This is a genomic window from Flagellimonas cixiensis (genome assembly GCF_042134615.1).
Classification (GTDB): Bacteria; Bacteroidota; Bacteroidia; order Flavobacteriales; family Flavobacteriaceae; genus Flagellimonas; species Flagellimonas cixiensis.
The window spans coordinates 2,505,060-2,520,674 of sequence record NZ_CP169639.1 but is presented as its reverse complement, the minus strand read 5'-3'; the positions used below and the strand labels follow the sequence as shown (position 1 = coordinate 2,520,674).

15 protein-coding genes are annotated in these 15,615 nt (G+C 40.3%); 10 read left to right on the top strand and 5 right to left on the bottom strand.

All coding sequences use genetic code 11. The annotated features are described in order from the left end of the window. Positions 1 to 5: 5 nt before the first annotated feature. On the bottom strand, positions 6 to 542 hold the full coding sequence (gene pyrR / locus ABT310_RS11355; protein ID WP_375324005.1) for a bifunctional pyr operon transcriptional regulator/uracil phosphoribosyltransferase PyrR: 537 nt from the start codon (positions 540 to 542) through the stop codon (positions 6 to 8). A gap of 113 nt (positions 543 to 655) precedes the next feature. After that, the gene (rpsA, locus tag ABT310_RS11350; protein WP_375324004.1) at positions 656 to 2,488 is read right to left on the bottom strand and encodes a 30S ribosomal protein S1; all 1,833 of its coding nucleotides are present in this window, start codon (positions 2,486 to 2,488) and stop codon (positions 656 to 658) included. A gap of 387 nt (positions 2,489 to 2,875) precedes the next feature. Between rpsA and ABT310_RS11345 the strand changes: the two genes are divergently transcribed. From ABT310_RS11345 to ABT310_RS11320, 6 genes are all read left to right on the top strand, one after another. Beyond that, entirely contained in the window at positions 2,876 to 3,256 is a 381-nt protein-coding gene (locus ABT310_RS11345) for a LysM peptidoglycan-binding domain-containing protein (protein ID WP_375324003.1), read from the top strand. 321 nt (positions 3,257 to 3,577) lie between these two features. After that, entirely contained in the window at positions 3,578 to 4,018 is a 441-nt protein-coding gene (locus tag ABT310_RS11340; RefSeq protein ID WP_375324002.1) for a hypothetical protein, read from the top strand. A gap of 143 nt (positions 4,019 to 4,161) precedes the next feature. Continuing rightward, entirely contained in the window at positions 4,162 to 4,953 is a 792-nt protein-coding gene (locus tag ABT310_RS11335; RefSeq protein WP_375324001.1) for a DUF6090 family protein, read from the top strand. A gap of 164 nt (positions 4,954 to 5,117) precedes the next feature. Beyond that, entirely contained in the window at positions 5,118 to 5,252 is a 135-nt protein-coding gene (locus ABT310_RS11330) for a hypothetical protein (RefSeq protein ID WP_375324000.1), read from the top strand. 71 nt (positions 5,253 to 5,323) lie between these two features. Next, entirely contained in the window at positions 5,324 to 6,529 is a 1,206-nt protein-coding gene (locus tag ABT310_RS11325) for a serine hydrolase domain-containing protein (protein WP_375323999.1), read from the top strand. Positions 6,530 to 6,753: 224 nt separating this feature from the next. Beyond that, on the top strand, positions 6,754 to 7,962 hold the full coding sequence (locus ABT310_RS11320) for a hypothetical protein (RefSeq protein WP_375323998.1): 1,209 nt from the start codon (positions 6,754 to 6,756) through the stop codon (positions 7,960 to 7,962). A 117-nt stretch (positions 7,963 to 8,079) separates the two neighbouring features. Here ABT310_RS11320 and cmk read toward each other — a convergent pair whose 3' ends face one another. Further along, positions 8,080 to 8,778: a (d)CMP kinase gene (gene cmk / locus ABT310_RS11315; RefSeq protein ID WP_375323997.1), complete on the bottom strand. Its 699-nt coding sequence runs from the start codon at positions 8,776 to 8,778 to the stop codon at positions 8,080 to 8,082. Positions 8,779 to 9,003: 225 nt separating this feature from the next. Continuing rightward, positions 9,004 to 11,454: an endopeptidase La gene (gene lon / locus ABT310_RS11310; RefSeq protein WP_375323996.1), complete on the bottom strand. Its 2,451-nt coding sequence runs from the start codon at positions 11,452 to 11,454 to the stop codon at positions 9,004 to 9,006. 218 nt (positions 11,455 to 11,672) lie between these two features. Between lon and ABT310_RS11305 the strand changes: the two genes are divergently transcribed. From ABT310_RS11305 to ABT310_RS11290, 4 genes are read left to right on the top strand one after another with little or no spacing between them, the layout of a single operon-like run. After that, positions 11,673 to 12,230 carry an RNA polymerase sigma factor gene (locus ABT310_RS11305; protein WP_375323995.1) on the top strand — a complete coding sequence of 186 codons (558 nt, stop codon included), beginning with the start codon at positions 11,673 to 11,675 and terminating at the stop codon, positions 12,228 to 12,230. Between the two features lie 2 nt (positions 12,231 to 12,232). Further along, entirely contained in the window at positions 12,233 to 12,793 is a 561-nt protein-coding gene (locus ABT310_RS11300; protein WP_375323994.1) for a hypothetical protein, read from the top strand. Continuing rightward, a complete protein-coding gene (locus ABT310_RS11295; RefSeq protein WP_375326178.1) occupies positions 12,774 to 13,871 on the top strand; it encodes a hypothetical protein in 1,098 nt (365 codons plus the stop codon). Before ABT310_RS11300 ends, ABT310_RS11295 begins: the two co-directional genes overlap by 20 nt. Positions 13,872 to 13,904: 33 nt before the next feature. After that, positions 13,905 to 14,630, top strand: coding sequence for a head GIN domain-containing protein (locus tag ABT310_RS11290; RefSeq protein ID WP_375323993.1), 726 nt, complete (start codon positions 13,905 to 13,907; stop codon positions 14,628 to 14,630). Positions 14,631 to 14,693: 63 nt separating this feature from the next. Here ABT310_RS11290 and ABT310_RS11285 read toward each other — a convergent pair whose 3' ends face one another. Then, positions 14,694 to 15,614 (bottom strand): polysaccharide deacetylase family protein, encoded by a 921-nt coding sequence (locus ABT310_RS11285; protein ID WP_375323992.1) that lies wholly within the window; start codon positions 15,612 to 15,614, stop codon positions 14,694 to 14,696. Position 15,615: the final 1 nt, after the last annotated feature.

The following is a 15,615-nucleotide window of genomic DNA, read 5'->3' as shown; positions in this document are numbered from 1 at the left end:
CTATTCTATTTGCTTATTAAATATACTTTATCTTCCCCGTCGTTTTCTTCCCACATCACCTTTACTTTTTCATTGTTGATGGCATCCACTTGCCTACCTCTGTAATTGGGTTGAATGGGCAAATGTCTACTGAATCTTCTATCAATCAAGGTCAAAAGTTCTATGTTGCTCGGTCTTCCGAAGGATTGAATTGCTGTTAAAGCGGCTCTTATACTTCTTCCTGTATAAAGCACATCGTCAATGAACACCACTTTTTTGTCCTCCACCAAAAAATTCATTTGGGTGGTGTTCGCCTTTAAAATCTCTCCACGACCAAAATCATCCCTAAAAAAGGTAATGTCGAGGAATCCGAGGTTAATGTCTTTTACCTTGTATTCTTTTTTGAGAATTTTTGCCAGCCTTTCCGCCAAAAAAACACCTCTGGGCTGAATCCCTATGAGAGCGGTGTCTTTAAAATCAAGATGGTTTTCCATCAGTTGACAGGCCAACCGGTGCAGTATGATATTGATTTCTTTGGAAGTAAGCAGTACTTTTTGACTCATATGCGATGTGACCGACTCTGTTGATTACAAAAGTAAGCAATTCTTTAAAATGAGAATATATAAAAAAAGCCCCGACTGTTTCCAGCGGGGCTTTATATTATTGAAAAGTCCGATTACTTTTTCTTGCTATCGGCTTCCATTTTATCCTTCAAAGCTTGCAACTGTGAGTTGGCATCTCCAAGGGTTGGAGCGGCTTCGTCGGTTGACGCTGCTCTTTTCTTGGCTGCTTTCACATTTCTATCTTCTTGCTCTCTAAAGATGGCAGTGTGGCTGGCCACAACTCGCTTGAAATCTTTGTTGAACTCGATGATCTTGAATTCTGCCTCTTCACCTTTTACAAGTTTCTTACCATCTTCTTTTTCCAAGTGACGTGATGGAACAAATCCAACGATGTCCTCATTAAAGTCGATAGTAGCTCCTTTGTCTACAATCTCGGCGATAGATGCTTTGTGTACGGTACCTTCGGCGAACTCCTCAGAGTATTTATCCCAAGGATTCTCGGTAGTTTGCTTGTGCCCAAGGCTCAACTTACGTCCGTCAACATCCAATTCCAATACTTCAACCTCCAAAGTGTCACCAACGGCAACAAACTCAGATGGGTGCTTGATTTTCTTGGTCCAAGAAAGGTCAGAGATATAGATCAAACCGTCAATTCCTTCTTCCAACTCTACGAATACTCCAAAGTTGGTAAAGTTTCTAACGATTCCCTTGTGCTTAGATCCTACAGGGTATTTAGAAGTGATATCGGTCCATGGGTCTGGAGTCAATTGCTTGATACCCAAAGACATTTTACGATCTTCTCTATCCAAAGTCAAAACAACCGCTTCAACCTCGTCACCTACGTTTACAAAATCTTGAGCTGATCTTAAGTGAGTGGACCAAGACATTTCAGAAACGTGGATCAAACCTTCAACACCTTCAGCAACTTCGATAAATGCACCGTAATCCGCGATTACAACTACTTTACCTTTTACTTTATCGCCAACTTTGATCTCATCACCTAGGGCATCCCATGGGTGTTTCTCCAATTGCTTAAGACCTAACTGGATTCTTGATTTGTTATCATCGAAATCAAGGATAACAACGTTCAATTTCTGATCAAGCTCTACTACTTCGTTCGGGTGGTTGATACGGCTCCAAGAAAGGTCGGTAATGTGGATCAAACCATCTACACCTCCAAGGTCGATAAATACCCCGTAAGAAGTGATGTTTTTCACTACACCTTCCAATACTTGTCCTTTTTCCAACTGACCGATGATCTCTTTTTTCTGCTCTTCGATGTCCGCTTCGATCAACGCTTTGTGGGAAACCACTACGTTCTTGAATTCGTGGTTGATTTTCACCACTTTGAATTCCATAGTTTTTCCTACGTACTGATCGTAGTCACGGATTGGTTTCACATCGATTTGAGAACCTGGCAAGAACGCTTCGATTCCGAATACATCTACGATCATACCACCTTTGGTACGACATTTCACGAAACCTGTAACGATTTCTTCTTTGTCGTGGGCATCGTTTACGCGATCCCATGCCTTGATGGTTCTTGCTTTACGGTGAGACAATACCAATTGACCGGTTTTGTCTTCACGGATATCTATAAGCACCTCAACTTTGTCACCTACCTTAAGGTCTGGGTTGTAACGGAACTCGTTCAACGAGATCACACCTTCTGATTTGGCGTTGATGTCGATGATGGCCTCACGGTCTGTCATGTGTACAACAGTACCTTCCACAACCTCCTCATCGGCGGTGTCCACAAAGTTTTCCTCTACTAGAGTTTCGAATTCTTGAAGCTTGTTGTCGTCAACACGCTCAATTCCTTCTTCGTACTTCTCCCAATCAAAATTTTCAAGAAACTCTTGAGGATCTTGTTTAGGTTGTTCTGTCTTTACTTCTGTTGCTGCGGCAGTTTCCTCTACCTCAACGTTTTGTTTTTCTTCAGCCATTTTGCTGATACTAATTTGTATTTCACGTTTTACAAGAGTCAAACAATTACCGTGAAAGTGGTTTTTAGTTTTGTTTCTTTTCCTTTTCGCTCTTGCTGCCTTGTCAAAAAGGAGTGCAAAAATACAATTAATTTATTGATTCACAAAGCATCGCAAGCAAGGTTTCGCACAAAAAATCATTTGATTGAACGAACAGCCACAATTCCTTCACATACATCAACCTGAACTTGCTTCAGGTTCCAATTAAACCATTGAAAAACAAGCGCCATGGGATTCCAAAATAAATTCAGAATGGCCAACAAAAAAGTATAACCATTATTTAATAGTATAATTTGTATGTATTGTTTACCTTGAAGCTACATTTCATTAACTATAAATACTATTATTATGAGCGTAAAAGCAAAGTACCAACCCGTGTTGGATCTCGGCGAAAAATTGGAAGTAAAAAACGGCGATGTGGTTGTGGAGGGCGACATCTTGAAAATAAAGGGAACCACCAAGACCCAATATGAAAAGAATCTTTTGTGGGACAAGATCAAGGAAATTGGCGGAGAGAAACCTTCGGACATTAAAGCCAATATTACCGTTGAAGATGATTCTGTGTATGCCATCCATACCGTAAAAAGTGGGGAATCGTTGAGTTTGATCGCCAAGCACTATTATGGCGACCCCATGAAATACACCAAAATTTTTGAAGCGAATACAGACCAATTAAAGAATCCAGACCTGATCCATCCGGACCAAGTTTTGAAGATTCCGAATTTGTAGACAGCTGTCACATCGGGGCGCAAACTGGATGTAATTAGATACTCAACTTAGGTTTATGCTGAGCGCCCGCCTGCGGCAGGCAGGAAGTCGAACGACTCGAACTGACAATATTATAAGGCGCCCTTTGGGCGTCTTTTTGTCTAAAAAGCACTACTAAATTAATTGGCTGGAGCTAAGCAATACAGGAGCCTGGGTTAGCCAATAGCAGACAATTATCCTGAAAAATAGTAACTTAACCCTTCACTCCACAAGTAAGCATCTTTCCCTTGAAAGCATTGAAAAAGGGGTTTTCTTGGTAGAGTACCATTAGTAAAACGAAACATGTCATATCAGGAAAAGGCAAATATCATTGAATGGAAAGTTCATTTCTCGTCGCCCATTGAAAAAGTGTATGAATTCCTTACAACCGATAAAGGGAGAAGCAAATTTTGGGCAGAAGAAACCATAGAGAAAAATGGATTTGTGAAGTTCTGCATACTCCACTACCCTACCTACAATTCAAAGATTTATGAAAAAATCCCTCCCAAACTTTTTAAGCTAGAATATTTTGGAACCGATGTCACCTTTACATTGATCACAACAGATGACAATGGCACCGACATTTATTTGAAAGCAGTGACCCCCAATGAAGAGGTAAAAAATGAAATGGCAGCAGGATGGGTTTCTGTGCTGATGGCCATGAAAGGGGCTGTGGATTTTGGAATAGACTTAAGAAACCACCATCCTGAAAGAGTATGGGAAAAAGGCTACTTGGACAACTAATCCATGGAGATAAACCACCTTTAACCATAAACATTAGAACCTTTTAATTTTCACGAATTGTTTTTGGTTGGTCTTTCTTAACTATCTTTAGTGTATTGCTAATTATCAATAGATTAGCACACAAATCCACCAACCAACCTCATATGATCAAATTCTTCAGGAAAATTAGGCTACGCTTACTATCCGAAAACAAATTCAGTAAATATTTGGTCTATGCCGTTGGTGAAATAATCCTGGTAGTCATCGGGATTTTGATAGCATTGCAGATCAATAATTGGAATGAAAAACGGAAAGCCAGAATTGTGGAAGCCAATTTTTTTGAAGATGTGCTTCAGGATTTAAAAAAGGATCAAGATAGACTTGAGTACTATGAATTGTTCCATACCAAAAGGGCCGAGTATCTGGATACACTTTTGACCTATGTGCGGAATCCACAAAAATCCATGGGTATCGATAAGTTTCAACAATATGTGGAACCTTTGTACTATTCGGCAACACCCACAAGCTATTCCACCTCTTTTGAATCGGCAAAGGCATCGGGCATATTCAACGATTTTGAAGCCAAATACTTAATCAAGGAGCTTTCGCAATACTATATCGATTTTGCTCAGATAGAAGGTGATTTTGCCTCCATTACCCGATATGTGGAAGATAAGTTTGAGCCTATCATGTACAACTTTCCTGAAGGGGACATGAACCAAAACACTGGGAATCTCGTCATAAACGAAGAGAGCACACAACCTTTTTACGATAAACTCGCCTCCATAAAAGATAACCGGGACTTGACCATTGATTATAATATAATTTTAAGGACGCCGCGAATGGAAAACTACCTTATTGGGGATATGGGGAGGACATCCAATGCCATTGGACGAATAAAATCCAGGCAGGAAAAGCTAAAAATACTGATGCAAAAAATTGAAGAACGTGAATAATTTCTTTGGAAACATCTGTAAAACGCTTACTTGCCAAAACAAATTCAGTGCATATTGAATCTATTCAGTTGGTGAAATCATATTTGTGGGCATCGGGATTATTGAAGAACCCTATCTTTTATTGACAATACCTATGTACAATTCGACAATGTGACAAATAAATTGTGCCCCTCTATTTGACCTGGCAATTGACCATGGACCACACCCCCCTTTTTGAAAACCAAGAAACCTTTAGGCAAACCCACATAAAAGGCAATGTGAAGCTTCCAAATGCCATTCAACAGGAATTTGACACCTAATATTTGGAGATTGCAACGCAGCTAAAAATTTACAGTCCTTGAATTAATTCAACTCTAAAAACCATTAACGAATGCGTAAAATTAGCACTGGACTTATTGTCATTTATCTTGTATTACTATCCTGCAACTCCAATCAGAAACAGAAAACCAACAATTCCACAGAAAAAGAAAAAATCACATTACAGGAACGCGTTGAAACCACCATCCTCAAAATAGATGAAAATGGTCAGAACAACTCCATACCAACCACCATTGAATCAAGAATGGAAACGCTCAACGTACCTGGTGTTAGCATTACTGTTTTTGACAACAACAAAATCCTGTGGTCCAAAGGGTACGGCAAAAAAAACAAAGAAACGGGAGAAAAGGTCACGGTAAGCACGCTTTTCCAAGCAGCATCCATTTCCAAACCAGTGGCCAGTGTGGCCGCCTTTAAATTGATGGAGAAAAACAAATTTTCCCTTGATGAAAATGTCAACTTAAAATTAAAAAGATGGCAGGTCCCAGAAAATGAGTTTACCCAAACAGAAAAGGTGACACCTAGTCGAATCATGAGTCACACTTCGGGCTTAAGCACATCCGGTTTTCAAGGTTACCATAAAGAAGATTCCATTCCCACCCTTGTGCAAATTTTACAAGGAAACGAAATTACCAATTCAGAGCCCGTTCGTGTTTTTCAAACTCCGGGCACCTCTGAATTTTATTCAGGGGGTGGTATGGAAGTGCTGCAATTGCTGATGGAGGATGTTACGGGTGAAACATTTCCGGCACTCCTAAATACTTTGGTACTTGCCCCAACCGAAATGAAAAACAGTTCGTTCGCCTATCCACTTCCTGAAAAATTGGATGGTTTAACGGCCTTTGGGTATGATGAAAATGGAAAAGTGATTGACGGCGGTTATCATATTTATCCTGAAAAAGCAGCTGCTGGACTTTGGACCAACCCCACCGATTTGGCACGTTTTATGATCGCACTCGGAAAATCGTATCGAGGGGAGGACAACACATTATTAAGCCAAGAATCGGCAAAGACCATGATGACCCGAGTACCCAATGCTGGTGGTGTTGGGATTGGAATTGATGGAGAAGGAAATGCTTTTCGCTTTAGACACACGGGAGGCAACGCAGGTTTTGTGTGTTACGCAGTTTCTTTTGCCAATTTGGGACGTGGCGCCGTAATCATGACCAACTCGGATAATGGATTTCCACTGATTCATGAAATTGTACGAGCCATTTCTAGGGAATATGGTTGGCCCGCCATGTGGATGCGGGAATAATATGATATGGGATTATATATTTCAATTCCGTTTATGTAGGTTTGATATGCAAAACAAAAAGGCGCCCTTTAGGCGTCTTTTTCTTGGATTTATTTAACCAGAAAAATACTATATTCTTTTCCGTCAATTTAAAACGGGATAATTCAACATCCAAAATCAATAGGAAATTATCCAAAGCTGAATATTTGACCAAAATAATACAACCAAATCAACCTTAACCTCAGATGAGAAATACCATCGTATTCACTTGTATCTTTCTTTTATTTCAAACAATTCATTCACAATATGAAAGCAGTTACATTGTCACGAATGACGGGGTAAACAAAATTGGATTGATTAAAAACCAAAATTGGAATAACAATCCTGAAAAGATAATTTTCAGAACCAACTTAGATGATCCTGACCAAACTATTGAGATTACCAATCTTTCCGAATTTGGAATCGGCGATAATATTAAATTTTCCATACACAAAGTTGACCTTGATATTAGTGCCGAAAACATAAACCAATTATCAAGAGATAAAAATCCAATTTTTGAAAAGAGGACTGTAGCACTTAAAGTTTTAGTAGACGGTAAAATTTCTATATTCGAATATCAATTTTCAAACGGGACGCGATTTTATGTGAAACAATCTGATGGTAATGTGGAACCATTAATATTCAAAAAATACATGGTGTCAGCAAATCAAATTGGCACCAATGAACACTACAAACAACAACTTAGTCTTTTGTTCTTAGACCAAAAAGAAGACTTTACAAATAAATTGGAGCGTCTATCATATTCAAGGAAATCTTTATCCAAAATTGTAACTGAATATAATCTATCAAATAATTCTGGTTCGTTTAGTTTTGTTGAACCACAAGAGAAAAAAACCAAAATAAACTTATCAGTCCATGCGGGATTAGAACAAACTTCTGTGGATTACCAATTTAGAAATGTAGCCACACTAAACCCCTCATTTACAAATATATCAAGATCAATGTTTGGTGCAGAACTACAATTATTGCTTCTAAATGACAAATTAGGGATATTTTCCAGCTACACCATTAAATCGGCTGTTTCAGAAACTATTGATTTACAAACTTCGATAGCAGATAAAACTCAAAAGGCGACTCTTTCCTATAATAATAATACTGTTTCAATCGGAGCAAGGGGTTATATTCCAACTTTTAAAAACATAAATTTGATTGTTTCTGCTGGAGTAATACAGGAAATTGTATCTAATTTTTCAATTACCCTCGAAATCTCTGAAATTAATGAGAATTATAGTCGAAATGCAGTATCTGGATTTTTCGGCTGCGGTTTATCTTATAAAAGATTGTTTGGGGAAGTCCGTTTTTTTAATAATAAAATGTTTCCTGAGAATGTTTCCAACTCGACTGAAGTTAACAACTCCAATTTAAATTTCAGACTGGGATACAAAATATTATAAGTTAATTGTGATTGGTCATTAAAGACATATTATAACCTCAGACAAGTTTACAATTACCAAAAAAAGTAATCGATCATTAAGTAACGAAGTTGTTGGAGATGTAATGAAAATTACTTTCTACGATTCCTTCTCAATCACCCGTTTCGCAAATTCGAAAATACGCTCAAACTGCTCCTCGATACCCATATCACTATTGTCGAACTCAATGGCATCTTTGGCTCGGGTCAATGGTGATATAGTCCGTGTGGAATCAATACGGTCGCGTTCCTGTACATTAAATAGCACTTCCTCATAGGTGACTTCCTCGCCTTTTTCCAATAATTCTTTGTACCTGCGTGCTGCACGGGTCTCTGGCGAAGCAGTCATAAACAATTTGAGTTCCGCATCAGGAAAAACAACGGTGCCAATATCGCGACCGTCCATTACAATGCCCTTGTTCTTTCCCATTTGCTGTTGCATTTCCACCAATTTTTCGCGAACTTCTTTAATGGATGCAACGGTGCTCACCTGTCCTGATACTTTCATGGAACGAATTTCTAGCTCTACGTTCTCTCCATTCAAGTACATTTCGGAACGTCCCAACTCCCCAGTGGGTACAAATTTGAGCTCAAGCGATGGCAATTTTTCAATCAATGCATCGGCATCCAACTCCCCATTTTCAGTGATCAAAGCTTCATTCAAAGCAAATAGGGTAACGGCGCGGTACATCGCGCCGGTATCCACATAAATATAATTGAGTGCTGTCGCCAATCGCTTGGCAATGGTACTTTTCCCCGTAGAGGAAAATCCATCAATGGCTATCGTAATTTTTCCCATGCCTTAAAAATAGGTAGAAATACATACACAATTCCAACCTATTCTCTATTTTGAAACATTCAACAACAAAAGAACGTCAGTCCGAGTTTTTCTTTTAGAAAAAGTATCGAGAACAAAGTTCTTTCCAATGAAATTCCATTTCTCGATACAATTTTTTCGCGTTTTCACTCACAAAAATCACTCAAAATGATGCATTTCATTTAAAATGTCAAACTATTAATCGAATCAAAGGGTCTTGGCATTTTTCACCTTTTGCTTGGTGATGGCCAATTCTATTACCTCACTCATATCCGTTACATAATGGAACGTCAATCCTTTTAGGTAATCCTCCTTAATTTCCTCAATATCCTTTCTATTTTCTTCACAAAGAATAATTTCTTTGATCCGTGCTCTTTTGGCCGCCAATATTTTTTCCTTGATTCCACCAACGGGCAACACCTTACCTCTAAGGGTAATCTCGCCTGTCATGGCCAAACTCTTTCTCACCTTTTTCTGGGTGAACAAGCTCACCAAAGAAGTCAACATGGTAATCCCGGCACTAGGTCCGTCTTTTGGGGTAGCCCCTTCTGGCACGTGAATGTGCACATTGTACTTGTCAAAAATATCGGGGTTAATGCCAAACGTATCCGCATTGGATTTGATGTACTCCATCGCTATAGTAGCTGATTCTTTCATCACCTTACCCAAGTTTCCGGTAATGTTCATCATCCCCTTTCCTTTGGAAAGAATGGATTCAATAAAGAGAATATCCCCTCCCACACTGGTCCAAGCCAAACCTGTTACCACACCGGCCACATCGTTGTTTTCGTACTTATCGCGCTCCAATCGTGCCGGACCAAGAATCCTTTCAACGTCCGCGTTGTTCACGGTAACGTTGTACGCTTCTTCCATGGCAATGGATTTAGCCGCATACCGTACCATTTTGGCAATCTGTTTTTCCAGACTACGCACTCCGGATTCACGGGTGTAGCCTTCCACAATTTTTTCCAATTGACGCTTGCCGATTTTTACATCTTTTTTGGTAAGTCCGTGTTCCTCCAACTGCTTAGGCAACAAGTGGCGCTTGGCAATCTCGACTTTTTCCTCGATGGTATAACCCGTTACATTAATGATTTCCATACGATCGCGCAAGGCCGGTTGAATCGTAGACAAATTATTAGCCGTTGCAATGAACATGACTTTGGACAAATCGTAGCCCATTTCCAAGAAATTATCATGGAATTCTGAATTCTGTTCAGGATCCAGCACCTCCAGCATGGCCGAAGATGGATCTCCTTGATGGCTATTTGAAAGTTTATCAATCTCATCCAATATAAAAACAGGATTGGAAGTTCCTGCTTTTTTCAAACTTTGAATGATTCTACCGGGCATGGCACCGATATAGGTTTTTCGGTGTCCACGGATTTCCGCTTCATCACGCAGTCCCCCTAAGGACATACGTACATATTCCCTACCCAGAGCCTCTGCCACGGATTTACCCAAGGACGTTTTACCAACCCCAGGAGGGCCGTACAAACAAAGTATGGGCGATTTCATATCGTTACGCAGTTTCAACACTGCCAGATATTCAATAATTCGGCGTTTTACATCTTCCAGTCCGTAATGGTCCCGGTCTAGAATTTGTTGCGCCCTTTTTAGGTCAAACTTATCCTTGGAAAACTCTTCCCAAGGCAGATCCAACATCAGGTCCAAATAGTTTCGCTGAATGGAATATTCGGCCACTTGCGGGTTCATACGCTGCATTTTGGCCAATTCCTTTTCAAAATGCTCCTGTACTTTTTTGCTCCACTTTTTCTTTTTGGCCTTTTCGCTCATTTCGTCCACCTCTTCCTCATACGACAGACCGCCCAGCTCTTCTTGGATGGTCTTCATCTGCTGGTGAAGAAAATATTCACGTTGTTGTTGGTCCATATCGCTACGAACCTTGCTTTGGATATCGTTGCGAAGTTCCAGTTTTTGAAGCTCCATGTTCATGTACTTCAAAGTGGCCAAAGCTCTTTCTTGCAAGTTTGGAATCTCCAACAATTCTTGTTTTTCCGCAACGGAGAGGTTCATATTGGAGGATACAAAATTGATCAAGAACGAATTGCTCTGTATATTTTTAATGGCAAATGTGGCCTCACTTGGAATATTCGGATTGTCCTTTATGATCTTAAAGGCTAGTTCCTTAATGGAATCGATAATGGCCTCAAACTCCTCATCATTTGGAGCTGGACGCTCTTCTTTGGCCTCCCTAACCTTTGCGGTCATGTAAGGCTTTTCGGTTATAATGCTCTCAATTTGAAAGCGCTTTTTCCCTTGAATGATCACGGTGGTGTTTCCATCGGGCATTTGAAGCACACGCAGGATCCGAGCCACCGTTCCCACGGTGTTGATATCCTCCACTCCCGGATTTTCGGTCTGCTCATCTTTTTGAGCCACCACGCCAATGGTTTTGTTCCCATTGTTGGCATCTTTGATCAAGTTGATGGATTTATCCCTTCCGGCCGTAATCGGAATCACAACACCAGGAAACAAAACAGTGTTTCGCAATGGAAGCACCGACAACACTTCCGGAAGCGCTTCATTGTTCATCTGTTCTTCGTCTTCAGGGGTCAGCAAGGGAATTAACTCGGCATCCTCGTCCAATCCTTGTAGTTCTATATTGTCAAATTTGGTAATTTTCATCTCTCCCATAACATCTTTTCGGTCATTTTGTCAGAATGGACAAAATACCTTCTTTTTTAAATACTACTTCAAGCGACCGCAACATCCTAAAAATCAGTATTTACACCAAATAGATGTGTTTCGGTCATCTTGTATTGGGCAATTCCTGTGCCATTAAAATTCAAATTTTAACAAAAAACTGTAACAATTGGTAAATTGGTTCATCTATAAGACAAACCATTCATTTTTTGAGCCACCAAAATGAACATATTGACACGCTGCTGAAATCGTGCATGCAGGGAAAACAAAGTGCACAACTGGAGATTTACAATCGCTACTACAAAGCAATGTACAACACCGCTTTTAGGATTGTAAAACATTCAGCTGAAGCAGAAGATGTGATGCAAGAATCATTCTTGAGCGCATTTACCAAACTGCACACATTTAAAGGAGACGTCGCCTTTGGAGCTTGGTTAAAGCGGATTGTGATCAATAACAGTATTTATCATTACAAAAAACAGCAGAAAACAAATGCTGTGGACTTGGATGATGTAATGTACAAGGTCGAAGATAATGATGCGATTGCTTCGGACCAAAATGGTTATACAGAACTGAAGGCTCAAAAAGTAATGGAGACCATGAAAAGTTTGAAAGACAATTACAGAGTTTCTTTGACCTTACATTTAATCGAAGGATACGATTACGAAGAGATCAGTGAAATCATGAACATTAGCTATGCAAATTGCAGAACCACAATTTCGAGGGCAAAAGAAAGCCTGAGAAAAAAGTTGACCTTAAATGATTAGTTATGAAGAAGGATAGTTTAGATAATTTGTTTGATAGGTTACAGGGCGAGTTCGATGTGGAAGAACCACAAATGGGACACCAACAACGGTTCTTGGACAAATTGAACCAATCGCAAGGCGCCATTGCCCTGCCCAACAAAAAAAGAAATTGGTGGAAACCACTTTCCATTGCCGCTTCGGTGGCCATGGTGGCCCTCTTGGGATATCAGTTTTTGGCACCGCAGCCCAGTATTGAGCAACAAGTTGTGGAAATGGCCCCTGAAATTTCCGAAAGCCAATTCTACTTTGCCAACCTTATTGAACAACAAGTGAAATTGTTGCAAGACGAAAAGTCGCCCGAAACGGCAAAGTTGGTGGATGACACCTTGGCACAATTGCACCGCTTGGAAAATGACTATAAAGGAATGGAGGAAGACCTGATCAATGGTGGCGACAGCAAAATGATCATGAGTGCGATGATCACCAATTTCCAAACCCGAATCGAATTATTAAAAGAAGTTTTGAGCCAAATAGAAAATATTAAAAATTTAAAATCCCAAAATGATGAAAGCTTTACAATTTAAGTACATCCTTTTCGCCTTGGCTTTGATTCCGATAGCCATTAACGCAAATCCAATCATGGACAAGCTGAACGGCAAGTACACCAAAGAAAAAACCATTAAAAAAGAGTTCGATGTAAATTCGGATGCGCTCCTAAAAGTGAGCAATAGCTATGGTAGCCTCAACCTAACCTCTTGGAACGAAGACCGAGTGGTGATAGAGGTACAAATTAAAACCAACGGAAACGACGAAGATAGAGTTCAAGAACGCTTGAACGAAATCAACATAGATTTTGAGAACAGTTCCAGCATGGTATCGGCCAGAACCGATTTTGGCAACAAAAACAGTGGTTGGAACTGGGGCTGGGGCAAACGTAAAAGCGTCAGTGTGCAGGTCAATTATACCATTAAATTACCTATCAAGAACAGTGTAAATCTCAATAACGACTACGGAAATATTTACTTGGACCGTATTGATGGCCATGCCAAAATTAAGTGTGATTATGGTAAAATGGACATTGGCGAATTGCACGGTCGAAACAACGAATTACGGTTCGATTACACTTCCCGTTCCACTTTTGAGTACATCAACAGCGCCGAAATCATGTCCGATTACTCTGGTTTTACCATTGAAAAAGCGGGCAGCTTGACCATAAAGGCAGATTACACCAATGGGGTGATCAATCAAATGGAGAACTTGGAATATTCGAGCGACTATGGTTCCATTGAAGCCAAGGAAGTGAACAATGTGAATGGAAATGGAGATTATATTGGTGTGAAACTGGGCACTGTCCATGGAAATGTAGCCATCAACTCCGATTATGGTTCCATTAAAATAGAGCGTTTGGCACCCGATGCCGGCAATGTGGAAATCAGGACCGACTACACAGGCATAAAAATTGGTTACGACCCAGGTTATAACTTTGATTTTGAAATTTCAACCGATTATGCCGGTGTAAGCGGAAAAGACGATTTCGAGATCAACATCAGCCGGGAGAAGTCCAGTGAAAAATATTACAAAGGCTATTACGGAAAGCCAAACTCTGGCAATAAGGTGAGCATCACCAGTGATTACGGAGGTATATCATTCTATCAAAATTAACATCAATTCAAAAAACAATTTAAACACAAAAACATGAAAAAATTCATCACTCTAGGATTGGCATTATGTACTGTTGCAATTTCTAGCGCCCAATGGGGCAAAAAAGTAAGAGGGAATGGCGATGTGGTTACCATTGAGCGTTCCGTGGGCGACTATGATGCAGTGGCATTGGCCGGTTGGTTCGATGTGGAAATCGTATCGGGCAATGAGGGCCAATTGACCCTAAAAGGGGAATCCAATTTATTGGAATACATCGAAACCGAGGTAAAAAATGGCAAATTGGTCATTAAAACTGAAAAGGGTGTCAACCTGAAGCCTTCCAATTGGAACAACAGTATTGTAATCACAGTGCCCGTTGAATCCATTGATGCGGTAAGCTTGGCGGGTTCTGGGGATATTGTTGGGAAAACCACCATTAAAACCAATGATTTCAGTACCAATCTTGCCGGTTCTGGGGATATAACCCTAATGGTTGAGGCCAAAAGCATCGATGCTTCCCTAGCTGGCTCCGGAGACATCAACCTTTCGGGAAAAACCACAGATTTTGAAGTATCCATTGCAGGTTCCGGCGATATTAAAGCTTATGAATTAGAGGCTGACAATGTAAAAGCGACCATTAGTGGTTCTGCCGATATAAGAGTAACCGCCAACGAATCGATTGACGCCAAAGTTTCCGGTTCTGGAGACATTCATTATCGTGGCAATCCAACGAAGATCAAATCCAAATCCTCCGGTTCCGGAGATATTACCAAAGGATAAGCTAGAGGAGTTTACCAACAATCAAAAAACGAAAAAATGCCCTGATCGACTCAGGGCATTTTTTTATTTCTTCAATAATTTTCCGATCTCTTTCCAAGTGACCAAATGAATATTTTCTTCCTTTAAAATTTGGGTGCATTCCTCACTGGTGAAAAAATCAAAATCATCTTGCCGCCATTTGGCACCCCAGTAGGGATGTTCGAACGACATGCCCTGATTTTCCAAATTATCGTACCCACAATGAATGATCATCACATGCAATCCTGGTTCCAATGCCTTTAAGGTATCCGCATAATAGTTCCCCATGGCATCCTTATCAAAATCTTCGGTTCCTGCCCCATAAATTTGATTGATGACCACTGGTGGCTCTGCCATGTCGGTTCCACCCAATTGTTTAATTTGATGGTTGACCATGGCTGGAATTCCATATTCTTTGGACAATCGCGTATACAATTCATAGTAACGGTTGTCTGTAGAAAACAAACACCCCATATGACTATCCAAATGGGTGGGATGGATTCCCATGGCAAACGCTTTATCAATCTGTGCCCGTAATTCTATTTCAACCTCCTCTATTTTTGCATGCTCCCATAACGCTGTGCAATCTGGGTAGAAATAACCGTTTTCATCCAACAAACTGGAAACTTCGGAACGGGAGGCCACCGGACCAATGCGCAACAATTGCCATTCGCTCGTTAAAGTGAGATGAATTCCCATATCGTGATCAGGATTGGCTTTGGCGTAAGCTGCCACCTCGGGCAACCAAGGTGTGGGTACCATAATACTTGCACTGCTAACCGCCCCCTCCTCCATAGCTTTAAATGAAGCTTGGTTCACAGAGTGGGTAATTCCCAAATCATCTGCGTGGACAATGAGCAGTTTATCATCTTGGGCATAACCAAGTCGCTCCTGAAGACTTTTTTGGGCGTAAAATCCTGTTCCCATCCAAAAAATGGATAAGGCAATAAGTAGTTTGTTTTTCATT